This window comes from Variovorax paradoxus B4 (assembly GCF_000463015.1).
Lineage (GTDB): Bacteria > Pseudomonadota > Gammaproteobacteria > Burkholderiales > Burkholderiaceae_C > Variovorax > Variovorax paradoxus_E.
This window is the reverse complement of the sequence record NC_022247.1, coordinates 5,353,936-5,376,535: the sequence shown is the minus strand read 5'-3', so window position 1 is coordinate 5,376,535 and position 22,600 is coordinate 5,353,936. Positions and strand designations below refer to the sequence as shown.

The window sequence follows — 22,600 nt, the reverse complement described above, 5'->3', positions numbered from 1 at the left end:
GCGTCCCGGGCCTTGCCCTATTTCTTCTTTTGCGAGCCCGGCCCCGTGCCGACGCGGGTCTGGAGAAAGTCGAGCAGCGCACGCAGCGCGGCGCTGTTGTGGCGCCGCTGCAGATAGGCGGCCGAGAGCCACATGTCCTTGCGCGCATAGCCCTGCAACACCGGCACCAGCTCGCCATGGTCGATGTGCGATTGCACGAGGATCGAGGGCAGGTAGAGCACGCCGAAGCCGCGCATCGCGACCCGGATCAGCGGCGCGCCCTCGGTGCAGTCCATGCGGCTCTTCACCGGCACGTCCAGCGGCTCGCCGCCGTCGTCGAAGCGCCAGACCGGCTGGGCGCCCAGCAGCGAATGCGTGAGCGCCTCGTGTCCCGCGAGCTCGCGCGGATGCTCGGGCTTGCCGTGCTTCTTCCAGTACACCGGCGAGGCGCAGACGACCATCTCCATGAGCATCAGCTTGCGCACGATCAGGTTGGCGTCCGCGACCGGGCCGCTGCGGATGTCGACGTCGATGCCTTCTTCCGCGAGGTCCACCGCGCGGTTGGTCAGCTGCAGGCTGATGCTCACCTCCGGGTAGTAGCGCATGAAGTCGGCCAGCAGGCTCGGAAACTCGCCGTTGCCCATGCCGTGCGGCGCCGAAATCCGCAGCCGGCCGCCGGGCTGCCTGGCGCGCTCCTGCAGCTCGGCCTGCGTGAGCTCCACCATTTCCAGCACCGGGGTGCTGCGTTCGAGCAGCAACTGCCCGGCATCGGTCAGGCTCACGGAGCGCGTGGAGCGGTTGAGAAGACGCACGCCGAAGCGCGTTTCGAGTTCCGCCACGTACTTGCTGACCGTCGCTTTCGACATGTCGAGCTTCTTGGCCGCGTGCGAGAAGCTGCCATGCGAGGCCACTTCCCGGAAGGTTCTGATCAGATCGAGACTGTCCATGTCAAAGCGCCCATTGTTTCCGTTCCATGACCGGCCTGCCTCGATTTTCCGGGAAGACCGCCTTTTGCAGCCGCCGACGCGCTTTTGATCGAGTGCATGCCGCGAGGGTGTGATTGTTTCAATAGAGGAAACACGGTGTCTCTGTTCCATGCGTTTTACAGAAGCCGTTCAGTTGGAAACTCACCGCACAGGTGAGCGAACGAGCGAGCCTGGTGGACGAACCATCCAACGAACACAAGGAATTGAAAATGAAGACCTCGCACATCCTCGCCGCCGCTGCCCTGACCCTGCTGGCCGCCACCGGCGCTCAAGCTGAAACCTACGAAGGCGTGAACACCGCCGTCTCGACCAAGAGCCGCGACGAAGTCAACGCCGAAGCCGTGCGCACCGCATCGGCTCCGAACCAGAACGTGACCCGCGGTTCGCGCGGCCCGGAAACGGTCGCCGTGTCGAAGGACCGTGCGCTCGTCGAAGCCGAAGCCGTCCGTACGGCCTACGCTCCCGACCAGAACGTGACCGGCGGCTCGCGCGTCAACAGCAAGGTCATCTCGACGATGGCCCACCCGATGGACGCACGCGTTCAAGCCCAGCAAGGCTCGGGCGCCGTCGCCAAGTAAGACCGGCGAAACCGCTGCCCCTCGTGGGCAAGCAAAAAGGCCACGCATGCGTGGCCTTTTTGCTTTGAGCGGGCGGGTTCGAGGCCCTCAGCGCGTGCGCGCCAGGTAGCGCTTGCGCCAGAACACCAGCACCAGCAGCAGCGCGATGACCAGCATCGCCATCATGGCAATCCAGAAGCCGTCCGCCTTGTGCACCAGCGGAATGAACTCGAAGTTCATGCCGAAGATGCCGGCGATGAGATTGAGCGGCAGGAAGATGGCGGTCAGCACGGTGAGCACCCGCATGATGTCGTTGGCGCGGTGGCCTTGCACGCTGAAATGCATCTGCACCGCGGTTTCCGCGTTCTGCTCGAGCCGGTGCACGTGGTGCACTACCCGCTCGATGTGCTCGAGCACGTCGCGGCTTCGCACCATGATCAGTTCCCGCTCGCGCTGCTCCGCCTCGCCCTTGGCAGGAGGCAGCGTCTCCAGCGAGTCGATCCAGTCCTGGATGGCCGCGCGCTGGTCTTCGCAGATTTCGTCCAGATGGTGCAGCGACTGCCGGGCTTCCATCAGTGCGCCCCAGTTGGTGAAGCGGCTGCGCGGATCGATCAGCTCGGTCTGCCAGTGATCGAGCTGGCGCGTGAGTTCGCGGCGCATGTCCAGGTAGCCGTCGACGATCTGGTTGATGACGCGCAGCATCAGGTCGGCGGTGCCGGTCGGCACGCGGGCCGAGGTGGCGCGCACGTCGAGCGCCGGGGCGCCATGGTCGTCGGGCGATCCGGCGGCGAGCAGCCGGGCGGCAAAGGCGTCGCGCACCGCGCCGTCCTCGGGGTGCACCGACAGCAGCACGCGGTCGAACACCGCGAAACCCACCGGGCGGGTGTCGACCCGGCGCAGTACGGGAGGGCCGCGGCGCAATGGCGCGGGAAGGGGCGGCTCGCCGCCCGTGGTGCCCTTGCCGTTGCCCAGCGCCGCCTGGCCAGGCCCGCTCGAGAGGCGCCGGAACACCAGCACGTCGTATTGCGAGGTGTAGTCGTAGTGCGACGGCAACTGGTCGTTGAGCAGGTCCGCCACATGCAGGTCGACCAGCTGTGTCAGGCAGAGCGACTGCAGGATCTGCTGGACCTCGGGCAGCGAGGCGCGGAATTCCTCGCGCGTGAGCGAAATCCAGAGATAGCCTTGCGCGGCGCAGGCCCCGGGCAGCGCGAGGGGGGCCAGCGCCGGGTGCTCGCTCACCCGCGAGCGGTTGATTTCGAAGATGCGCATGCGCTATTGTTTTTGTAGCAAACGCACGGCGTCGAGCGCAAAGTAGGTGAGCACGCCATCGGCGCCGGCGCGCTTGAAGGCGAGCAGGCTTTCGAGCACCACCGCGTCGTGGTCGAGCCAGCCGTTCTGGGCGGCCGCCTTGAGCATCGCGTATTCGCCGCTCACCTGGTAGGCGAAGGTCGGCACGTGAAATTCGTCTTTCACGCGGCGCACGATGTCCAGGTACGGCATGCCGGGCTTGACCATCACCATGTCGGCGCCTTCGGCAATGTCGAGCCCGACCTCGCGCAGCGCCTCGTCGCTGTTGCCCGGGTCCATCTGGTAGACCTTCTTGTTGCTCCTGCCGAGCGTCGCGGCCGAGCCCACGGCATCGCGGAACGGGCCGTAGAAGGCGCTCGCGTACTTGGCGCTGTAGGCCATGATGCGGGTATGGATGTCGCCGCGGGCCTCCAGCGCCGTGCGGATCGCGCCGATGCGGCCGTCCATCATGTCGCTGGGCGCCACGATGTCGACGCCAGCTTGCGACTGTGTGAGCGCCTGCTTCACCAGCACTTCAACGGTGGCGTCGTTGAGGATGTAGCCCGTGTCGTCGAGCAGGCCGTCCTGCCCGTGGCTGGTGTAGGGGTCGAGCGCCACGTCGGTCATCACGCCGAGTTCCGGAAAGCGCGACTTGAGCGCGGCGACCACCCGGGGAATCAACCCGTCGGGATTGAAGGCCTCGTCGCCCGCGGGGGTCTTGAGGCTGGCATCGATCACCGGAAAGAGCGCCATCACCGGGATGCCGGCCTCCACGCACTGCTCCGCCACCGGCAGCAGCAGGTCGAGGCTCAGGCGATCCACGCCAGGCATCGAAGGCACGGCGTCGCGTTTTTTCTCGCCTTCCTGCACGAATACCGGGTAGATGAGGTCGTGCGCCGTCAGCGCATGCTCCCTGACCAGGTTGCGGGTGAAGCTATCGCGGCGCAGGCGGCGCGGCCGGCCTGCGGGGTACATGGCAAAGGAAGATGGCGTCATAGGCGGAAAATTGTGCCTGAAGCCTTCCTTCGTGCGCTGGGCGATGGTCCAAGAGTTGTCCGACAACCGCTCAGGCGGGTAGCTCGAAGGTTCTCTTTTTTTGCGTGGAGTTGTCAAAGAATCTGGCCCGGGCCGCTTGAAACTTTGTTTCGCCTTTGTTAAATTCAAAAGCGGGCGGTTTACCGCTCCCCGCTTTTCCTCCCTGAGCGGGTGCCTTGATGTGTGACAGCAAAAGGGCTTCCCAGCCCGACGTGAAGACGTCGGGCTTTTTTTTGTCCGCTGCATCCGCAATGGCGGTGAAGCCCGGCCGGCATGGCGCGGCCGGCCACTAAACTGGCCCCATGCTCTGGGTTAAATCTCTTCACATCGTCTTCATTGCAAGCTGGTTCGCGGGGTTGTTCTACCTCCCCCGGATCTTCGTCAACCTGGCGATGGTGCCGCCCGAGTCCGTGGCCGAACGCGAGCGCTTGCTTCTGATGGCGCGCAAGCTTTTGCGCTTCACGACCTTCCTGGCCATTCCGGCGCTGGGTTTCGGCCTCTGGCTCTGGCTGGGCTATGGCATCGGGCGCGGCCCCGGCAACGGCTGGATGCATGCCAAGCTGGCGCTGGTGCTCGCAGTGATCGGATATCACCATGCCTGCGGCGCGCTGCTGCGCCGTTTCGTGGCCGGAGGCACGCAGCGCAACGACCGCTGGTATCGCTGGTTCAATGAACTGCCGGTCCTGCTGCTGCTCGGCATCGTGGTGCTGGTGGTCGTCAAGCCGTTCTGAGCCCGAAAGCCACGGTGGAGACGCAGCACAAAACCGCCGCGCTGCCCCTGGCGCTCGCCTATGCGGCGCTGATCGTCTATGCCAGCCTGTACCCGTTTGCCGACTGGCGCGACCAGGGCATTGCGCCGTGGGCCTACCTGTCGGCGTCGTGGCCCAAGTACTGGACGGGCTTCGATTTCGCGGTCAACGTGGGCGGCTACGTGCCGTTCGGCTTCCTGTGTGCGCTGGCGGCGCTGCGAACAAGGCACGACGCGAGCGTCTGGCGTGCGGTGCTGCGCGCAACGGTGGCCGGCGCAGCCGTGGCATTCGCGATGGAAACGCTGCAGAGCTATCTCCCCGCGCGCATTCCTTCCAATGTCGACCTGGGCCTGAACACCTCTGGCGCGCTGCTGGGCGCCCTGCTGGCGGCCGGGCTGGAGCGGCTCGGCGCAGTCGCGCACTGGAGCCGCACGCGTTCGCAGTGGTTCGTCGACGACTCCCGCGGCGCGCTGGTGCTGCTCGCGCTGTGGCCCCTGGCGCTGCTGTTCCCGGCCGCCGTGACCTTCGGGCTCGGCCAGGTGTTCGAGCGGCTCGAAGTCGCGATTTCGGAGTGGCTGCTCGACACGCCCTTCATCGACTGGATGCCGCTGCGCCAGTTCGAACTGGAGCCGCTGGTGCCCGCCGTCGAGCTGCTGTGCGTGATGCTCGGCGCCCTGGTGCCGTGCCTGCTGGCTTTCATGGTGACGCGCACGGTCGCCCGGCGTGCCGTGCTGCTGCCGCTCACGCTGCTGGCGGGCATCGGCGCCTCGGCGCTGTCGGCGGCGTTGAGCTACGGCCCCGAGCACGCATGGGCCTGGCTGGGCCTGCCGGTGCAGGTCGGTATCGCAACGGCACTCGTTGCCGGTGTGCTGCTGCTCGGAGCGCCGCGCCGGCTGTGCGCGGCCTTGCTGCTGGTGGGCCTGGTGATCCAGCTGAGCCTGCTGAACCAGGCACCCGAGAGCGCGTATTTCGCACAGACCCTCGCCACCTGGGAGCAGGGGCGCTTCATTCGCTTCCACGGCCTGGCACAGTGGCTGGGATGGCTCTGGCCGTTCGCGGTGCTCGCCTATGTGGTGGCCACGCTGTCGCGCCGGGGGCGGCCGGCAGGCTGATGGTGATGGCCGGCGGCGGGCGTCACTAAAATCCCCCGATGCCCACTTCCTCTTCCGCCGCGCCGCGCGGCTACTACGGTCGCCACATCTTCTTCTGCCTGAACGAGCGCAAGAACGGGGAAGACTGCTGCGCCCTGCACAACGCCCAGGAAGGTTTCGACCGCTGCAAGGCGAAGGTCAAGGAGGCGGGGCTGGCCGGCCCCGGCAAGGTGCGCGTCAACAAGGCGGGCTGCCTCGACCGTTGCGCTGGTGGACCGGTGGCGGTGGTCTATCCCGAAGCGGTCTGGTACACCTTCGTCGATGCCGACGACATCGACGAGATCGTCGAGTCGCATCTGAAGAATGGCCAGGTCGTCGAGCGCCTGTTGCTGCCTCCCGATGTCGGCCGCTGAACTTTTGGCGAGATCCCGCGCTCGTACCGTGCACCCATGCCCTCGAGGCCGGGCAGTTCCATTCCTCGCACCATGAATTCCCAGACCGAAAAGATCCGCCTCCAGGGCGCCGCCGGCGTCATCGAGGTGCAGCGCAATCAGCCGTCCGATGCCGCGCGCGGCATCGCCGTGATCGCCCATCCGCATCCGCTGTTCGGCGGCACCATGGACAACAAGGTGGTGCAGACCCTGGCGCGCGCGTTCGTCTCCTGCGGCTGGACCGCGGTGCGCTTCAACTTCCGCGGCGTGGGTGCGAGCGAAGGCGTGCACGACGAGGGGCGCGGCGAGTGCGAGGACATGCTGAACGTCGTTGCCCAGCTCGCGCCCGAGGGCCCGCTGGCCATTGCCGGCTTTTCGTTCGGCGCCTTCGTGGCCAGCTGCGCAGCCGAAAAGCTCTGGGCTGCCCGCGACGTGCGGCAGCTCGTGCTCGTTGGAACGGCGGCTTCGCGCTTCTCCGTGGCCACGCTGCCGGCCGAGGCGCACGAGCGCACGCTGGTGGTCCACGGCGAGGCCGACGACACGGTGCCGCTGGCGGCGGTCATGGACTGGGCGCGGCCGCAGTCACTCCCTGTCACGGTTATTCCGGGGGGCGGCCATTTCTTTCACGGACAATTGCCGCTCCTCAAAAGTCTGGTTGTCCGCCATCTTCGCGCAGGCATCGCATGAAAAGCCTCACGGGCTTGTGTTTTCGTCTCCTCCCCATCTCTCCCATGAATCGTTTTCTTGACGCGTTTCGCGCGCTGGTGCTGGGCGCCGCCGCATCGGTTTGCATGATTGCCGCTGCCCAGGTGCCGGCGCCGCCCGAAATTGCCGCGCGCAGCTACCTGCTGCTCGATGTCACGGCCAACCAGATCCTCGCGCAGAAGGACATCGACAGCCCGGTCGAGCCGGCGTCGCTCACCAAGCTGATGTCGGCCTACATCGTGTTCGACGCGCTGCGCGCCAAGAAGATCACGCTGACCCAGACGATGCCGGTCAGCCAGCGCGCCTGGAAGATGCCCGGCTCGCGCATGTTCATCGATCCCAAGATGCAGGTGCCGGTCGAAGACCTGATCAAGGGGCTCATCGTGCAGTCGGGCAACGACGCCACCGTGGCGCTGGCCGAAGGCGTGGGCGGCACCGTGGAGCATTTCGTCGAGCTCATGAATGCGCAGGCCAAGGCGCTGGGAATGAAGAACACGACCTACAAGAACCCCGAAGGCCTCACCGCGCCCGGCCACACCACCACGGCGCGCGACCTGAGCATCCTCGCGACGCGCCTGGTGCGCGACTTCCCGGAGGAAGCCAAGTACTACGCGATCAAGAAATACCGCTACCCGGGCACGCCGTCGACCAACGACACCAACCGCAACCTGCTGCTGTTCCGCGACCCGACCGTCGACGGCCTCAAGACCGGCCACACCGAAGCGGCCGGCTACTGCATGATCGCCACCGCCAAGCGCGACTTCCCCAACCTGACCGGCGGGCGCCGGCTGCTGTCGATCGTGCTGGGCACCTCGGGCGAAACCGTGCGCGCGAACGAGTCGCAAAAGCTCCTGAACTGGGGCTATACCGCCTACGACGCGGTGCGCCTGTTCGATGCCGGCCAGCCGGCCGCCACACCCGCGGTCTGGAAGGGCAAGGCCAACACGCTCAAGCTGGGCCGCCCGGAAGCCATCGTGGTCGCGGTACCGGCCGGTACCGCCAACAAGATCAAGACCCAGGTGGCGCGCCCCGATCCACTGGTGGCGCCGTTCACCAAATACCAGCCGGTGGGCTCGCTCAAGGTGACCCTGGACGACCAGCCCCTGGCGGACGTGCCGCTGGTGGCGCTGGAAGGCGTCGAGCAGGCGGGCGTCCTTGGCCGCGCCTGGGATGCCGTGCGGCTCTGGATCAAGTGATGCCCGCGCATGGCAATTGCTGACGGCGGGGCGGACTGCTATACTCGTGGGCTTTTCGGAATTTTCCGAAGGGTTTCACGTTTTCGTTATTCCCGGTTTCCTTGCCTTGCGTCACGACAAGGCAGGGGCGGCTTCACAGCCAGGGCCGGGTTGTTTTGGGACTAATTCATTCATGCCAACCATCAATCAACTGGTGCGTCAGGGTCGAACGGTCGAAAAGATCAATTCGAAGAGCCCTGCCATGCAGAACTCGCCGCAACGCCGCGGTGTCTGCACCCGCGTCTACACCACGACGCCCAAGAAGCCCAACTCGGCGCTTCGTAAGGTTGCCAAGGTCCGTCTGACCAATGGCTTCGAAGTCATCTCCTACATCGGCGGCGAAGGCCACAACCTGCAGGAACACAGCGTCGTGCTGGTTCGCGGCGGTCGTGTCAAGGACTTGCCCGGTGTCCGCTACCACATCGTGCGCGGTTCGCTCGACCTGCAAGGCGTGAAAGACCGCAAGCAGTCGCGCTCCAAGTACGGCGCGAAGCGTCCCAAGAAGGCTTAAGCCTTCTTCTTGTCGTAAGAAGCAAACAAACGGTGTTCGGTTGCCTTGGCGGGCACATCGAACGAAGTGACCCAATGTCGGGTCGAGTAAGTGAGAGTCCGGAATGGCTCTCGCGGTATCGGAAACGATGCCAACTGAAGCAAAGAGGTTAGAAAAATGCCACGTCGTCGCGAAGTCCCCAAACGTGAAATCCTGCCGGATCCCAAGTACGGCAATGTCGAGCTGTCGAAGTTCATGAACGTGATCATGGAAGGCGGCAAGAAGGCGATCGCCGAGCGCATCATTTATGGCGCGCTCGACTTCATCGAAAAGAAGAACCCTGACAAGGACCCGCTCGAAGCTTTCACCGTTGCCATCAACAACGTGAAGCCGATGGTCGAAGTCAAGTCGCGCCGCGTCGGTGGTGCGAACTACCAGGTGCCGGTCGAAGTGCGTCCCGTGCGCCGTCTGGCGCTCTCGATGCGCTGGATCAAGGAAGCCGCTCGCAAGCGCGGCGAGAAGTCGATGGCCCTGCGTCTGGCCAACGAACTGATGGAAGCCACGGAAGGCCGTGGCGGTGCCATGAAGAAGCGCGACGAAGTGCACCGCATGGCAGAAGCCAACCGGGCATTCAGCCACTTCCGCTTCTAAGAATCAAACTTCGCTTGGGCGTTGGGTGTTGAGTGTCGGGCGACGTCGCCCGTGCTCAAGGCCCAGCGCTCAACGCATTTAACCCGAAAGTAAATCATGTCCCGCAAGACCCCCATCGAGCGCTACCGCAACATCGGCATCTCCGCGCACATCGACGCCGGCAAGACCACGACGACCGAGCGCATCCTGTTCTACACCGGTGTGAACCACAAGATCGGTGAAGTGCACGATGGCGCCGCCACGATGGACTGGATGGAGCAGGAGCAGGAGCGTGGCATCACGATCACCTCGGCTGCCACCACCTGCTTCTGGAAGGGCATGGCCGGCAAGTTCGACGAACACCGCATCAACATCATCGACACCCCCGGCCACGTGGACTTCACGATTGAAGTCGAGCGCTCGATGCGCGTGCTGGACGGCGCCGTCATGGTGTACGACGCGGTCGGCGGCGTGCAGCCCCAGTCGGAAACCGTCTGGCGCCAGGCCAACAAGTACAAGGTTCCGCGCCTTGCGTTCGTCAACAAGATGGACCGCACCGGCGCCGACTTCCTGCGCGTGCGCCAGATGATGGTGGACCGCCTGAAGGCCAACCCTGTCGTGATCCAGATCCCGATCGGTGCCGAAGAGCACTTCCAGGGCATCGTCGACCTCGTGAAGATGAAGGCGATCATCTGGGACGAGGACAAGGGCGTGACCTTCACCTACGGTGAAATCCCCGCGAACCTGACCGACGTCTGCAACGAATACCGCGAAAAGCTCGTCGAAGCCGCTGCCGAAGCGAGCGAAGAGCTGATGAACAAGTACCTCGAAGGCAACGAGCTGACCGAGGAAGAAATCAAGAAGGCCATCCGCCAGCGCACCATCGCCGGCGAGATCCAGCCGATGCTGTGCGGCTCGGCCTTCAAGAACAAGGGCGTGCAGGCCATGCTCGACGCCGTCGTCGAATACATGCCGGCACCGACCGACATTCCCCCGGTCAACGGCCTCGACGAAGACGAAGCGCCCGTCACCCGCAAGGCTGACGACAACGAGAAGTTCTCGGCGCTCGCGTTCAAGCTGATGACCGACCCGTTCGTGGGCCAGCTGACCTTCGTGCGCGTCTACTCGGGCGTGCTGACCAAGGGCGACAGCGTTTACAACCCGGTGCGCGGCAAGAAGGAGCGCATCGGCCGTATCGTGCAGATGCACGCGAACAACCGCGAAGAAGTCAACGAAATCCGCGCCGGCGACATCGCCGCCTGCGTGGGCCTGAAGGAAGTCACCACGGGCGAAACCCTGTGCGACCCCGCGGCCATCGTGACGCTCGAGCGCATGGTGTTCCCGGAATCGGTGATCTCGCAGGCCGTCGAGCCCAAGACCAAGGCCGACCAGGAAAAGATGGGCATCGCCCTGCAGCGCCTCGCTCAGGAAGACCCGTCGTTCCGCGTCAAGACCGACGAGGAATCGGGCCAGACCATCATCGCCGGCATGGGCGAGCTGCACCTCGAAATCATCGTGGACCGCATGAAGCGCGAGTTCGGCGTGGAAGCCAACGTGGGCAAGCCGCAGGTGGCTTACCGCGAAACGATCCGCAAGACCGTCGAAGAAGCCGAAGGCAAGTTCGTTCGCCAGTCGGGCGGCAAGGGCCAGTACGGCCACGTCGTGCTCAAGCTCGAGCCGCAGGAAGCCGGCAAGGGCTTCGAGTTCGTCGACGCCATCAAGGGCGGCGTGGTTCCTCGCGAATACATCCCCGCGGTGGAAAAGGGCGTTGTGGAAGCGCTGACGCAGGGCGTGCTGGCGGGCTACCCCGTCGTCGACGTCAAGGTCACGCTGCACTTCGGCTCGTACCACGACGTGGACTCGAACGAAATGGCGTTCAAGATGGCCGCGATCTTCGGTTTCAAGGAAGGCGCCCGCAAGGCCAACCCCGTGATCCTCGAGCCGATGATGGCCGTGGAAGTCGAAACCCCCGAAGACTACGCCGGCAACGTGATGGGCGACCTCTCGTCACGCCGCGGCATGGTGCAGGGCATGGACGACATGATCGGTGGCGGCAAGTCCATCAAGGCTGAAGTGCCGCTGTCGGAAATGTTCGGCTACTCGACCACGCTGCGTTCGATGTCGCAAGGCCGCGCCACGTACACGATGGAGTTCAAGCACTACGCCGAAGCCCCCCGTAACGTTGCCGAAGCCATCGTGGCTGCTCGCGCTAAGTAAGTTTTCAAGAATGCAGGGCCCCGCAGTGCGTGGCCCTCGTTGTCTGCGATCCGGTGCCGCCGCGTTCCCGTGCGAGGCGAACCAGCAATCGGGTGCAGACATAAAACCAATACACGGGAATGCTCTTTCAAGGATTGAAAAATGGCAAAAGGTAAATTCACCCGCACCAAGCCGCACGTGAACGTGGGCACGATCGGTCACGTTGACCACGGCAAGACCACGCTGACGGCGGCGATTGCCACCGTTCTGTCGGCCAAGTTCGGCGGCGAAGCCAAGGCCTACGACCAGATCGACGCGGCGCCCGAAGAAAAGGCCCGCGGCATCACCATCAACACCGCCCACGTCGAGTACGAAACGGCCAACCGCCACTACGCCCACGTCGACTGCCCCGGCCACGCCGACTACGTCAAGAACATGATCACCGGTGCCGCCCAGATGGACGGCGCCATCCTTGTGTGCTCGGCCGCCGACGGCCCCATGCCCCAGACCCGCGAGCACATCCTGCTGGCGCGCCAGGTGGGTGTGGGCTACATCATCGTGTTCCTGAACAAGTGCGACATGGTGGACGACGCCGAACTGCTCGAGCTCGTCGAAATGGAGGTGCGCGAACTGCTCGACAAGTACGAGTTCCCGGGCGACGACACCCCCATCATCCACGGCTCGGCCAAGCTCGCCCTCGAAGGCGACAAGGGCCCGCTGGGCGAGCAGGCCATCATGAAGCTGGCCGACGCCCTGGACACCTACATCCCGACGCCCGAGCGCGCCGTGGACGGCACCTTCCTGATGCCCGTGGAAGACGTGTTCTCGATCTCCGGCCGCGGCACCGTGGTGACCGGTGCTGTCGAGCGTGGCGTGATCAAGGTTGGCGAGGAAATCGAGATCGTCGGTATCCGTCCGACCGTCAAGACCACCTGCACCGGCGTGGAAATGTTCCGCAAGCTGCTGGACCAGGGCCAGGCTGGCGACAACGTCGGCGTGCTGCTGCGCGGCACCAAGCGCGAAGAAGTCGAGCGCGGCCAGGTGCTGTGCAAGCCCGGCTCGATCAAGCCGCACACGCACTTCACCGCCGAGGTGTACGTGCTGTCCAAGGACGAAGGCGGGCGTCACACGCCGTTCTTCAACAACTACCGTCCGCAGTTCTACTTCCGCACGACGGACGTGACCGGCGCGATCGAGCTGCCCAAGGACAAGGAAATGGTCATGCCCGGCGACAACGTCAGCATCACCGTGAAGCTGATCAACCCGATCGCGATGGAAGAAGGCCTGCGCTTCGCCATCCGCGAAGGCGGCCGCACCGTGGGTTCGGGCGTCGTGGCAAAGATCCTCGACATCTAAGCCATACGCAAAGGAATCACCATGGCTACCAAGCAAAAAATCCGCATCCGCCTGAAGGCGTTCGACTACAAGCTGATCGACCAGTCGGCGGCCGAAATCGTTGATACCGCCAAGCGCACCGGCGCGATCGTCAAGGGCCCCGTGCCCCTGCCGACCCGCATGAAGCGTTTCGACATCCTGCGTTCGCCGCACGTCAACAAGACCTCGCGCGACCAGCTCGAGATCCGCACGCACCAGCGCCTGATGGACATCGTCGACCCGACCGACAAGACCGTGGACGCGCTGATGAAGCTCGACCTGCCGGCCGGCGTGGACGTCGAAATCAAGCTGCAGTAAACCGGCCTCGCGCTGCGTTTCCTGAAAAGCCCGCTTGCAGAAATGCAAGCGGGCTTTTTTTATTTGTCTCCCGACTGTGGCATCCTCGCGCACCGGTATTCTTCGGGGCCAACAAGGGCCGGGGCTGAAACGAGGGCAGTACAAGCTATGAGCTACAAGAGCACTTCTGCATGGATCGCGGCATGCGTCGCCGTGACGTTGCTGGCCGGCTGCGGTGGCGGCGGCGGCGGGGGAGGTGGTGGCGGCCTGGCCGGCTTCCCGCTGCCGGTGGCGGGTCCGGTGACCCTGAGCGGCACGGCCACCTATGAAGCCGTGCCGAATCCGAGCGGCACCCTGGCCTATGCCAACGCCGCCCCCAAGCCCGTGCGCGGGGCCATGGTGGAGGTGCTCAATGCAGCAACATCTGCGCAACTGGCCACGGCAACCACCGACGACACCGGCGCCTATGCGGTGTCCGTGCCCGCAAACACGATGATCGCGGTGCGGGTCAAGGCCCAGCTGGTTCGAAGCGGCCCGGGCGCAAGCTGGGATGTGACGGTGCGCGACAACACGCGCTCCGGCGGCCTGTACACCATGCAGAGCCCTGCCTTCTCGTCCGGTGCGGTCGCCTTGGTGCGCGACCTTTACGCACCGTCGGGCTGGGGCGGTTCGAGCTACACCGAGGACAGAGTGGCGGCACCTTTCGCCATACTCGATACGGTCTACACCGCGATGCAGAAAGTGGCGTCGGTTGCGCCTGCAACGGCGTTTCCGGTGTTGCGCGTGTTCTGGAGTCCCAACAATGCGCCATCCTCGGGCAGTATCGCGGCCGGGCAGATCGGCACCACCTTCTTCGTCGACAGAGGCAGCAACGGCCGTGAAATCTACGTGCTGGGCAAGGAAGACGTCGATACCGATGAATACGACACCTCGGTGATCGCTCACGAATGGGGGCACTACTACCAGTCTTCCTTCAGCCGCGACGACTCGATGGGCGGAGACCACAGTCAGAGCCAGCGCACCGATCGCCGGCTCGCCTTTTCGGAGGGCTGGGGCAACGCCTGGTCGGGCATCGCGCTGGGGCGCCGGAACTATGTCGATTCGGCCGGCGCGCAGCAGGCGTCCGCGCGGGAGAGCATCAACATCGATCTCTCCGCCGGTGCGGCAACCGTGCCGGGCTGGTACCGCGAGACGTCGATCCAGTCGATTTTCTGGAACCTCAACCAGCAGGTGGGCTTCAAGCCGATCCACGACACGCTGACCGGCTTCCAGTTCAGGAGCGGTGCGGCCGTCACTTCGATCCATCCCTTCTCGGCGGCCTTCAACGCGACCGCTCCGGGCAGCGCTCCGGCTCTGGCCGCCTTGCTTGGCGGGCAGAGCATCAACGCGACGGACAACGATCCGTTCGGCGGTGCGGAAACGAACGACGGCGGAATTCCGGTCACGATCCCGATGTACAGGGTGGCGACCGTGGGCGGCGCCGTGACCCAGACCTGCGTCTCCAACGACGCCGGCACGGGCAACAAGCTCGGCAACTTCTCCTACGTTCGCTTCAGCGCGCCCGCCAACCGCAGCTACCAGATCGTCGTGAACGGCGGTCCGCCGGGATCCAATCCCGATTTCGACATCTTCAGGGGCGGACTGATTGCCCGGACCGGCAATACGGTCAGCCTGTCGGCTGGTGAGTACGTTCTTGCAGTGACGGACCTCAGCAGTCTCGACGCATGCTTCAACGTCTACGTCTCCATTCAGTAGCAAGAAAGGCCGCCATGAACATCCGTTCGAATTCGATGATGGCTCTCGCGTGCCTCGCACTGGCAACGCTGTCGGCGCCGGCCGCGGCAGACGGCGAGTCCGCGCCGCGCGGCGCCAGGCATCCGGCGTCGCAGCGGCATTCCGCCCCGATGACCACGGCGCCGCAGAAGCCCGGCGGCGCTGGCGTCAAGCTCGAATATCGCCTCGATGCCACGCCGCAGCTGGGCCAGGCCACGCCTGTCGTGCTGCAATTCGACGGCGTGACCGAGGCCGACGGGGCCACGGTCCGCCTGAGCGCCGACAAGGGGCTGACGCTCCAGGGAAGCAGCACCATCGCGTTGCCGGCCGGCAAGCGGACCACGGCCACCGTCATCGTGGTGAGCGAGGCCGAGGGGCTGGCCTATCTCAATGTGTTCATCAAGCAGGGCGGCGCCTCGAGCGCGGTTTCGGTCCCCATCCAGACCGGCACGGCTGCGCCGGCCTTGAAATCCAGCGGCGAAATGAAGTCCACGCCGGGTGGCGACAGCATCATCACGATGCCCGTCAAATAGGGCAAAAGTAGGTAAAAAGCAGGCAAAAACGGAGGGCAAGCGCCCTCCGGGCCGCTCCGCAATGCTGCTTGCACTGCGCCCGCATCGCGGGCTATAATCGCTGGCTCTGCCCTTCGTGCGTCCATTTGGGTGCCGCGAGAGCAGAGATTTATCAACCTTCTTTCGCAGGTCGGGAAACTGGCCAAACGCTGTCGCCAATTGAAGTGGCAGCGGCGAGGGGAGTTTCCATTTTTGGAGAAAACAAATGAGTCTGAGCAACTCCCTCGGGTTGCTGGGCCGCAAGGTGGGGATGATGCGTCTCTTCACCGATGACGGGGACGCAGTTCCTGTCACGGTGGTGGATGTGTCCAACAACCGTGTGACCCAGATCAAGTCGCAAGAGACCGACGGCTACGTCGCACTGCAAGTGACGTTCGGTTCGCGCAAGGCATCGCGCGTGACCAAGCCCCAAGCCGGCCACCTCGCCAAGGCGGGTGTCGAAGCTGGTGAAATCATCCGCGAATTCCGCGTGACCGCCGATACCGCAGGCCAGCACAAGGCTGGTGGCGTCATCGCCGCGAGCAGCGTGTTCTCGGTGGGCCAGAAGGTCGACGTGCAAGGCACCTCGATCGGCAAGGGCTACGCCGGCACCATCAAGCGCCACAACATGAGCTCGCAACGCGCGTCGCACGGCAACAGCCGTTCGCACAACGTTCCCGGCTCGATCGGCATGGCACAAGACCCTGGTCGCGTGTTCCCCGGCAAGCGCATGACGGGCCATCTGGGCGATGTCACCAAGACCACCCAGAACCTCGACGTCTTCCGCATCGACGAAGCGCGTCAACTGTTGCTCATCAAGGGCGCGATCCCGGGTTCGAAGGGTGGCTTCGTCACCGTGCGTCCCGCCATCAAGGCCAAGCCGCAAGCGGCTGAAGGAGCGAAGTAATGCAACTCGAACTCCTGAACGAACAAGGCCAGGCCGCGTCGAAGTACGACGCCCCCGAAACCGTGTTCGGCCGTGACTACAACGAAGACCTGGTCCACCAGATCGTCGTTGCATTCCAGGCCAACGCCCGCCAAGGCACGCGCGCCCAGAAGGACCGCGAGCAGGTCAAGCACTCGACCAAGAAGCCTTTCAAGCAAAAGGGAACGGGCCGCGCCCGTGCCGGTATGACGTCCTCGCCGCTGTGGCGCGGGGGTGGCCGGATTTTCCCGAACATGCCTGACGAAAACTTCTCGCAGAAGATCAACAAGAAGATGTACCGCGCCGGCATGGCCGCCATCTTCTCGCAGCTCGCTCGCGAAGGCCGTCTGGCCGTGGTGGATTCGCTGACCGTGGACTCGCCCAAGACGAAGCCGCTGGCAGCCCGTTTCAAGGCAATGAATCTCGAGTCCGTGCTCGTGATCGCCGAAGAAGTCGACGAAAACCTGTACCTTGCCTCGCGCAATCTGGTGAACATTCTCGTGGTCGAACCCCGCTACGCCGATCCGGTGTCGCTGGTCCACTACAAGAAGGTGCTGGTCACCAAGGGTGCCGTCGACAAGCTCAAGGAGATGTTCGCATGAGCCGCGTGAACCCTACCGCCGCTGAACGTACGTTCGAAGAAGGCCGCCTGATGGCGGTGCTGGTCGCCCCGATCGTGTCCGAAAAGGCAACGATGGTCGGCGAGAAGTCGAACGCTGTCACTTTCAAGGTGCTGCAAGACGCCACCAAGCCCGAGATCAAGGCCGCTGTCGAACTGATGTTCAAGGTCGAAGTCCAGGGCGTGTCGGTGCTCAACACCAAGGGCAAGACCAAGCGCTTTGGCAAGTCCATCGGCCGCCGCGACAACGTTCGCAAGGCCTATGTGACGCTGAAGCCCGGTCAAGAGCTCAACCTCGTCGGGGAAGGCGCTTAATCATGGCCGTCATCAAGATGAAACCCACTTCGCCGGGCCAACGCGGCGCGGTGAAGATCTCGCGGGATCACCTCTTCAAGGGTGCTCCTCACGCGCCTCTGCTGGAACCCCAGTTCCAGAAGGCCGGCCGTAACAACAACGGCCACATCACGATCCGTCATCGTGGCGGCGGTGCCAAGCACCACTACCGCGTTGTCGACTTCGTGCGCAACAAGGACGGCATCCCGGCCAAGGTCGAACGCATCGAATACGACCCGAACCGTACCGCCCACATCGCTCTGGTCTGCTACGCCGACGGCGAGCGCCGCTACATCATCGCCCCGCGCGGTCTTGAGGCTGGTGCAACGCTGCTGAGCGGTTCGGAAGCCCCGATCCGCGCCGGCAACACGCTGCCGATCCGCAACATTCCGGTCGGCTCGACGATCCACTGCATCGAACTGCAACCTGGCAAGGGTGCGCAGATCGCGCGTTCGGCCGGCACGTCGGCCACGCTGCTGGCTCGCGAAGGCGTCTACGCCCAGGTCCGCATGCGTTCGGGTGAGGTGCGCCGCATCCACATCGAATGCCGCGCCACCATCGGTGAAGTCGCGAACGAAGAGCACAGCCTGCGCCAACTCGGCAAGGCCGGTGTGAAGCGTCACATGGGTATTCGCCCGACCGTTCGCGGTGTGGTGATGAATCCTGTCGACCACCCGCACGGTGGTGGCGAAGGCAAGACCGGCGAAGGCCGCCATCCTGTCGACCCATGGGGCAACCTGACCAAGGGCTACCGTACCCGTAACAACAAGCGCACGCAGGTCTTCATCGTGTCGCGCCGCAAGAAGTAAGGGATAGCAAATGACTCGCTCTCTCAAAAAGGGTCCGTTTGTTGACCATCACCTCGTGGCCAAGGCCGACAAGGCTGTGACGACGAAGGACAAGAAGCCGATCAAGACCTGGTCGCGCCGCTCGATGGTTCTGCCCGAGTTCATCGGTCTGACCATTGCCGTGCACAACGGCAAGCAGCACGTGCCTGTCTACATCACCGACCAGATGGTCGGCCACAAGCTCGGCGAATTTGCGCTCACGCGCACGTTCAAGGGGCACCCCGCGGACAAGAAAGTCCAGAAGAAGTAAGGAACGACCATGTCTGAAACACGTGCAGTCCTCCGCGGTGTCCGCCTCTCGGTCGACAAGGGCCGTCTGGTCGCTGACCTGATCCGCGGCAAGAAGGTTGATCAAGCGCTCAACGTTCTGCAATTCACGCAGAAAAAGGCCGCTGTGATCATCAAGAAGGTGCTCGAGTCGGCAATTGCCAACGCCGAGCACAACGATGGCGCCGATATCGACGAACTGAAGGTCAAGACCATCTACGTCGAACAGGGCGCAACGCTCAAGCGCTTCACGGCGCGAGCCAAGGGTCGCGGTAACCGCATCAGCAAGCCCACGTGCCATGTGTACGTGACGGTTGGCAACTAAGAACGCCTGGAAGAAATATGGGACAGAAAATCCATCCGACCGGCTTCCGCCTTGCGGTTACCCGTAACTGGTCCAGCCGCTGGTACGCAAGCGACCGCGATTTCGCGGGCATGCTGGCCGAAGACATCAAGGTTCGCGAATACCTCAAGAAGAAGCTGAAGAACGCTTCGGTGTCGCGCGTCATGATCGAGCGTCCCGCCAAGAACGCACGCATCACGATCTACTCGGCTCGTCCGGGCGTCGTGATCGGCAAGAAGGGCGAAGACATCGAGAACCTCAAGCGCGAACTGGGCAAGCAGCTCGGCGTGCCGGTGGCAGTGAACATCGAAGAAGTGCGCAAGCCTGAAATCGATGCCCAGCTGATCGCCGACAGCATCACGCAGCAGCTCGAAAAGCGGATCATGTTCCGCCGCGCCATGAAGCGCGCCATGCAGAACGCCATGCGTCTGGGTGCCCAGGGCATCAAGATCATGTCGGCTGGCCGCCTGAACGGCATCGAAATTGCCCGTACCGAGTGGTACCGCGAAGGTCGCGTGCCCCTCCACACGCTGCGCGCCGACATCGACTACGGCACCTCGGAAGCCAAGACCACCTACGGCGTCATCGGCGTCAAGGTCTGGGTCTACAAGGGCGACACGCTGGGTCGCAACGACCTGCCGGCCGTCGAAACGCCGCGTCCCGACGACGAGCGTCGTCCGCGTGGTCCGCGCCGCGACGGCCGCCCGGGTGGCGACCGTCCGGGTTCGGACCGTCGTGGTCCTGGCCCGCGCGCCGGTGCCCGTGGCCCGATCGGTGGCAACACCGCCCCGGCCGACGGCAGCGACAAGCCCGCAGAAGCCACTGGTGCCGCTCCCGCAGCACCGGGTGCAGACTCGAAACCCGCCGTTAAGCGCGTCCGCAAAGCCGCGCCAGCTGCAGCAGCTGACGGTGCCAAGACCGAGTGATCGGTCTTAGAACTACGGAGTATTAAAAATGCTGCAACCTGCACGCAGAAAGTTCCGCAAGGAACAAAAGGGCCGCAACACCGGCATCGCAACCCGGGGCAACTCGGTTGCCTTCGGTGACTTCGGTCTCAAATGCACCGACCGCGGCCGCCTCACGGCGCGCCAGATCGAAGCCGCTCGCCGCGCGATTTCGCGTCACGTGAAGCGCGGTGGCCGTATCTGGATCCGCGTGTTCCCGGACAAGCCGATCTCTACCAAGCCCGCCGAAGTGCGGATGGGTAACGGTAAGGGCAACCCCGAGTACTACGTCGCTGAAATCCAGCCTGGCAAGATCGTGTTCGAGATCGTCGGCGTGCCCGAAGAACTCGCCCGCGAAGCGTTCCGCCTGGCCGCCGCCAAGCTTCCGCTGCGTACGACGTTCGTCGCGCGCCAGCTCGGCGCCTGAGAGGAGAACATCCATGGCAACACGTAAGAAAAAAGAAACCGCGGCTCCGGCCAAGGTGACCAAGGCTGCAACCCTGCGCACGAAGGACGTCGCAGCGCTGCAAACCGAAGTCAAGGAACTGCAGAAGGCCCATTTCGGCCTGCGCATGCAGAAAGCCACGCAACAGCTGTCGAACACCTCGACGCTGCGCGTGACGCGCCGCGACATCGCGCGCGCCAAGACCATTCTTGCTCAGAAGCAGCAAGAAACCCAAGCCGCCAAGTAAGGAGTGAACATGACGGAAGCTAAAAAATCCCTCAAGCGCACCTTGATCGGCAAGGTGGTCAGCGACAAGCGTGCCAAGACCGTGACCGTGCTGGTCGAGCGCCGTGTGAAGCACGAGCTCTACGGCAAGATCGTGGCCAAGACGAGCAAGTACCACGCCCATGACGAAAAGGGCGAGTACAAGCTGGGCGACACCATCGAGATCACGGAAAGCCGTCCGATCTCGAAGACCAAGAACTGGGTCGTGACCCGCCTGGTCGAGAAGGCCGTGCTGGTCTGATCACGGGTTGATCGGCCTTGCAAGAGGCGACCCATCCGGAAACGGCCCACAATGTGGGCCGTTTTTCTTTTTCAGGAGCACTCAGATGATCAAAGTCGGCGACACCCTTCCTTCGGCAACCCTGCAGGAATATTCCGAGGTCGAAGGCGAAGGCTGCAGCATCGGCCCGAACCCGGTGGACGTGAGCAAGGCCACGGCCGGCAAGACCATTGCGCTGTTCGCGCTGCCCGGTGCCTTCACGCCGACCTGCTCGGCCAAGCATGTGCCCGGCTATGTGCAGCACTTCGACGACTTCAAGGCTGCCGGCGTGGACGAGATCTGGTGCGTGAGCGTGAACGACGCCTTCGTGATGGGTGCCTGGGCGCGCGATCAAAAAACCGGCACCAAGGTGCGCATGCTGGCCGACGGCAGCGCCGACTTCGCCAAGGCGACCGGCCTCACGCTCGACCTGACCGGCCGCGGCATGGGTCTGCGCAGCAATCGCTATTCGATGCTCGTGAAAGACGGCAAGGTCGCCTCGCTCAACGTCGAGGCACCGGGCAAGTTCGAGGTCAGCAACGCAGAGACGCTGCTGGCCCAGGCCCGCGGCTGACTAGAGATCCACCTTGAGGTAGTGCGCGCCCGCAATCGGGTTGTGATAGTAGGGCGGCACTTCCTCGAAATCCAGGTCTTCGTAGAGTGCGCGGGCCGACTCCATGTCGTCCAGCGTGTCGAGCAGCACACAGGCATAACCCGCGCCGCGCGCGGCGTCGAGGATGGCTTCGGCGAGCTGCCGCCCGACGCCCAGCCCGCGAAAGCCGGGCCGCACGAACAGGCGCTTCATCTCCGCGGCATTGGCGTAGTCGGCATTGTCGAGCGGGCGCAGGGCGCAGCAGCCGGCCACGTGCGCCACCGTTCCATCGGGGCGCAAGAGGGTCGGCGTCTGTTGTCCGGCCGCCTCCTTGATATGCGCCTCATCGACCAGCGCGAGCAGCAGCGCGCCGCGCGGCTCGGCGTAATCGCCCGGCAAGCCGGCCACTTCCCCGTCGAAGTTCTGGAAGCACAGGTCGATGCCCAGCGAGGCGGCGTAGTCGCGGAAGATCGCGCGCGCGGCATCGATCTCATGGGCTTCGTCGGGCGTCAGAAGCACGACGGCCGGCGTGTCGGCCAGCGGCAGGGGGCGTGAAACCGAGAAGCTCATACGCGCAGCAGCGATGAAATCCGGTGCGCCAGGCCTGCGCATGCGGGCCGTGCCGGGCGCTGCCGCTCGATGCGTGCTCGGGGGAGAGGGGCGGACGCTGCGGCCTGCATGGCGGCCACGGAGGAGTCGGTCATCGAGGAGGCAAGGTGCGCAAGAAGCTGCGGAAGACGCAGATTAGCAAAGTCCGGGCCGCAGCATGCATCGGGTTGTTGCTATACGCCCCGCTACGCTGCCCCTGCGCCCCGTGCTGCAGAAACAAAAAAAGCGCTGCCGAAGGGAGCGCCTTTGTGGATCCGGGGATGGGGATCAAGCCTCCGCGAGCAGTTTCTCGATCAGCTTGTGGAGTTCGGCGAAATCGGGCTCGCCCACGTAGCGCTTCACGATCTCGCCCTTCTTGTTGACCAGGTAGGTGGTGGGCGTGAGCTTCACGTCGCCCCAGGCCTGCGCCACGCTGCCGGTGTTGTCGATCGCCACCTTGAACGGCAGCTTGCGGGTTTCGGCAAAGTTGACGACGTAGCTCGGCGGGTCGTAGCTCATGGCCACTGCCAGCGTGTCGTAGCCCTTCGACTTGTACTTGTCGTAGGTGGCGATGACCTTGGGCATTTCAGCCACGCAGGTCACGCAGCTCGTGGCCCAGAAGTTCACCAGGGTGACCTTGCCCTTCAGGTCGTCGGTGCTTTTCTTGCTGCCGTCGAGCAGCACGAAGGTCGAGGCCGGTGCCGCGGTGGCGCCGGAGCCGAAGTACACCCCCACGCCAGCGGCCAATGCAAGGGCGACTGCGGCGACGGCGATGTATTTTTTCAT

General features: G+C 64.4%; 29 protein-coding genes. 24 read left to right on the top strand and 5 right to left on the bottom strand.

The features are described 5' to 3' along the window. Positions 1–17: 17 nt before the first annotated feature. A complete protein-coding gene (locus VAPA_RS25100) occupies positions 18–926 on the bottom strand; it encodes a LysR family transcriptional regulator (protein WP_021012803.1) in 909 nt (302 codons plus the stop codon). A 248-nt stretch (positions 927–1,174) separates the two neighbouring features. On the opposite strand from VAPA_RS25100, the gene VAPA_RS25095 reads away from it, so the two are divergent. Continuing rightward, positions 1,175–1,543 (top strand): hypothetical protein, encoded by a 369-nt coding sequence (locus VAPA_RS25095; RefSeq protein ID WP_021012802.1) that lies wholly within the window; start codon positions 1,175–1,177, stop codon positions 1,541–1,543. An 87-nt stretch (positions 1,544–1,630) separates the two neighbouring features. On the opposite strand, the gene VAPA_RS25090 is transcribed toward VAPA_RS25095, so the two are convergent. Together VAPA_RS25090 and hemB are read right to left on the bottom strand one after the other, a co-directional pair. Continuing rightward, positions 1,631–2,791, bottom strand: a complete 1,161-nt coding sequence (locus VAPA_RS25090; RefSeq protein WP_021012801.1) for a magnesium transporter CorA family protein — start codon at positions 2,789–2,791, stop codon at positions 1,631–1,633. 3 nt (positions 2,792–2,794) lie between these two features. Beyond that, positions 2,795–3,805 (bottom strand): porphobilinogen synthase, encoded by a 1,011-nt coding sequence (gene hemB, locus VAPA_RS25085; RefSeq protein ID WP_021012800.1) that lies wholly within the window; start codon positions 3,803–3,805, stop codon positions 2,795–2,797. Between the two features lie 341 nt (positions 3,806–4,146). Here hemB and VAPA_RS25080 point away from each other — a divergent pair, with 341 nt between their 5' ends. From VAPA_RS25080 to VAPA_RS24970, 23 genes are all read left to right on the top strand, one after another. Then, complete coding sequence (locus tag VAPA_RS25080) at positions 4,147–4,575, top strand: CopD family protein (RefSeq protein ID WP_021012799.1); 429 nt, start codon at positions 4,147–4,149, stop codon at positions 4,573–4,575. 14 nt (positions 4,576–4,589) lie between these two features. Beyond that, on the top strand, positions 4,590–5,705 hold the full coding sequence (locus VAPA_RS25075; protein ID WP_021012798.1) for a VanZ family protein: 1,116 nt from the start codon (positions 4,590–4,592) through the stop codon (positions 5,703–5,705). A gap of 38 nt (positions 5,706–5,743) precedes the next feature. Beyond that, the gene (locus VAPA_RS25070; protein ID WP_021012797.1) at positions 5,744–6,097 is read left to right on the top strand and encodes a (2Fe-2S) ferredoxin domain-containing protein; all 354 of its coding nucleotides are present in this window, start codon (positions 5,744–5,746) and stop codon (positions 6,095–6,097) included. A gap of 72 nt (positions 6,098–6,169) precedes the next feature. Further along, positions 6,170–6,802: an alpha/beta hydrolase gene (locus tag VAPA_RS25065; protein WP_021012796.1), complete on the top strand. Its 633-nt coding sequence runs from the start codon at positions 6,170–6,172 to the stop codon at positions 6,800–6,802. Positions 6,803–6,846: 44 nt separating this feature from the next. Beyond that, the gene (locus tag VAPA_RS25060; RefSeq protein WP_041946242.1) at positions 6,847–8,016 is read left to right on the top strand and encodes a D-alanyl-D-alanine carboxypeptidase family protein; all 1,170 of its coding nucleotides are present in this window, start codon (positions 6,847–6,849) and stop codon (positions 8,014–8,016) included. 172 nt (positions 8,017–8,188) lie between these two features. Then, positions 8,189–8,566, top strand: coding sequence for a 30S ribosomal protein S12 (gene rpsL, locus VAPA_RS25055; protein WP_013543948.1), 378 nt, complete (start codon positions 8,189–8,191; stop codon positions 8,564–8,566). 156 nt (positions 8,567–8,722) lie between these two features. Then, on the top strand, positions 8,723–9,196 hold the full coding sequence (rpsG, locus tag VAPA_RS25050; protein ID WP_013543947.1) for a 30S ribosomal protein S7: 474 nt from the start codon (positions 8,723–8,725) through the stop codon (positions 9,194–9,196). 96 nt (positions 9,197–9,292) lie between these two features. Beyond that, positions 9,293–11,392 carry an elongation factor G gene (gene fusA, locus VAPA_RS25045; RefSeq protein ID WP_021012794.1) on the top strand — a complete coding sequence of 700 codons (2,100 nt, stop codon included), beginning with the start codon at positions 9,293–9,295 and terminating at the stop codon, positions 11,390–11,392. Between the two features lie 141 nt (positions 11,393–11,533). Beyond that, complete coding sequence (gene tuf, locus VAPA_RS25040) at positions 11,534–12,727, top strand: elongation factor Tu (RefSeq protein ID WP_021005418.1); 1,194 nt, start codon at positions 11,534–11,536, stop codon at positions 12,725–12,727. 21 nt (positions 12,728–12,748) lie between these two features. After that, positions 12,749–13,063, top strand: coding sequence for a 30S ribosomal protein S10 (gene rpsJ / locus VAPA_RS25035; protein WP_007838118.1), 315 nt, complete (start codon positions 12,749–12,751; stop codon positions 13,061–13,063). 147 nt (positions 13,064–13,210) lie between these two features. After that, positions 13,211–14,797, top strand: coding sequence for a hypothetical protein (locus VAPA_RS25030; RefSeq protein WP_021012793.1), 1,587 nt, complete (start codon positions 13,211–13,213; stop codon positions 14,795–14,797). A 14-nt stretch (positions 14,798–14,811) separates the two neighbouring features. Further along, the gene (locus VAPA_RS25025; RefSeq protein WP_021012792.1) at positions 14,812–15,348 is read left to right on the top strand and encodes a hypothetical protein; all 537 of its coding nucleotides are present in this window, start codon (positions 14,812–14,814) and stop codon (positions 15,346–15,348) included. A 244-nt stretch (positions 15,349–15,592) separates the two neighbouring features. Then, positions 15,593–16,273: a 50S ribosomal protein L3 gene (gene rplC, locus VAPA_RS25020; RefSeq protein ID WP_021012791.1), complete on the top strand. Its 681-nt coding sequence runs from the start codon at positions 15,593–15,595 to the stop codon at positions 16,271–16,273. After that, positions 16,273–16,893 (top strand): 50S ribosomal protein L4, encoded by a 621-nt coding sequence (gene rplD / locus VAPA_RS25015; RefSeq protein ID WP_013543942.1) that lies wholly within the window; start codon positions 16,273–16,275, stop codon positions 16,891–16,893. The genes rplC and rplD overlap by 1 nt, the downstream gene beginning before the upstream one ends. Continuing rightward, entirely contained in the window at positions 16,890–17,225 is a 336-nt protein-coding gene (gene rplW / locus VAPA_RS25010) for a 50S ribosomal protein L23 (RefSeq protein ID WP_007838129.1), read from the top strand. Before rplD ends, rplW begins: the two co-directional genes overlap by 4 nt. Before the next feature lie 2 nt (positions 17,226–17,227). Continuing rightward, complete coding sequence (gene rplB / locus VAPA_RS25005; RefSeq protein ID WP_015867666.1) at positions 17,228–18,052, top strand: 50S ribosomal protein L2; 825 nt, start codon at positions 17,228–17,230, stop codon at positions 18,050–18,052. 10 nt (positions 18,053–18,062) lie between these two features. Then, entirely contained in the window at positions 18,063–18,341 is a 279-nt protein-coding gene (gene rpsS / locus VAPA_RS25000) for a 30S ribosomal protein S19 (RefSeq protein WP_007838132.1), read from the top strand. Between the two features lie 9 nt (positions 18,342–18,350). Beyond that, entirely contained in the window at positions 18,351–18,683 is a 333-nt protein-coding gene (gene rplV, locus VAPA_RS24995) for a 50S ribosomal protein L22 (RefSeq protein ID WP_007838134.1), read from the top strand. Between the two features lie 17 nt (positions 18,684–18,700). Continuing rightward, entirely contained in the window at positions 18,701–19,627 is a 927-nt protein-coding gene (gene rpsC / locus VAPA_RS24990; RefSeq protein WP_015867665.1) for a 30S ribosomal protein S3, read from the top strand. Positions 19,628–19,655: 28 nt separating this feature from the next. Beyond that, positions 19,656–20,072, top strand: a complete 417-nt coding sequence (gene rplP, locus VAPA_RS24985) for a 50S ribosomal protein L16 (protein ID WP_021012789.1) — start codon at positions 19,656–19,658, stop codon at positions 20,070–20,072. Positions 20,073–20,127: 55 nt separating this feature from the next. Then, the gene (rpmC, locus tag VAPA_RS24980; protein ID WP_041946241.1) at positions 20,128–20,337 is read left to right on the top strand and encodes a 50S ribosomal protein L29; all 210 of its coding nucleotides are present in this window, start codon (positions 20,128–20,130) and stop codon (positions 20,335–20,337) included. A 9-nt stretch (positions 20,338–20,346) separates the two neighbouring features. After that, on the top strand, positions 20,347–20,616 hold the full coding sequence (gene rpsQ, locus VAPA_RS24975; protein WP_015867662.1) for a 30S ribosomal protein S17: 270 nt from the start codon (positions 20,347–20,349) through the stop codon (positions 20,614–20,616). Between the two features lie 85 nt (positions 20,617–20,701). After that, positions 20,702–21,208, top strand: coding sequence for a peroxiredoxin (locus tag VAPA_RS24970; RefSeq protein WP_021012787.1), 507 nt, complete (start codon positions 20,702–20,704; stop codon positions 21,206–21,208). On the opposite strand, the gene VAPA_RS24965 is transcribed toward VAPA_RS24970, so the two are convergent. Next, a complete protein-coding gene (locus tag VAPA_RS24965; RefSeq protein WP_021012786.1) occupies positions 21,209–21,796 on the bottom strand; it encodes a GNAT family N-acetyltransferase in 588 nt (195 codons plus the stop codon). It lies immediately after the preceding gene. A 306-nt stretch (positions 21,797–22,102) separates the two neighbouring features. Continuing rightward, positions 22,103–22,600 (bottom strand): TlpA disulfide reductase family protein, encoded by a 498-nt coding sequence (locus tag VAPA_RS24960; RefSeq protein WP_021012785.1) that lies wholly within the window; start codon positions 22,598–22,600, stop codon positions 22,103–22,105.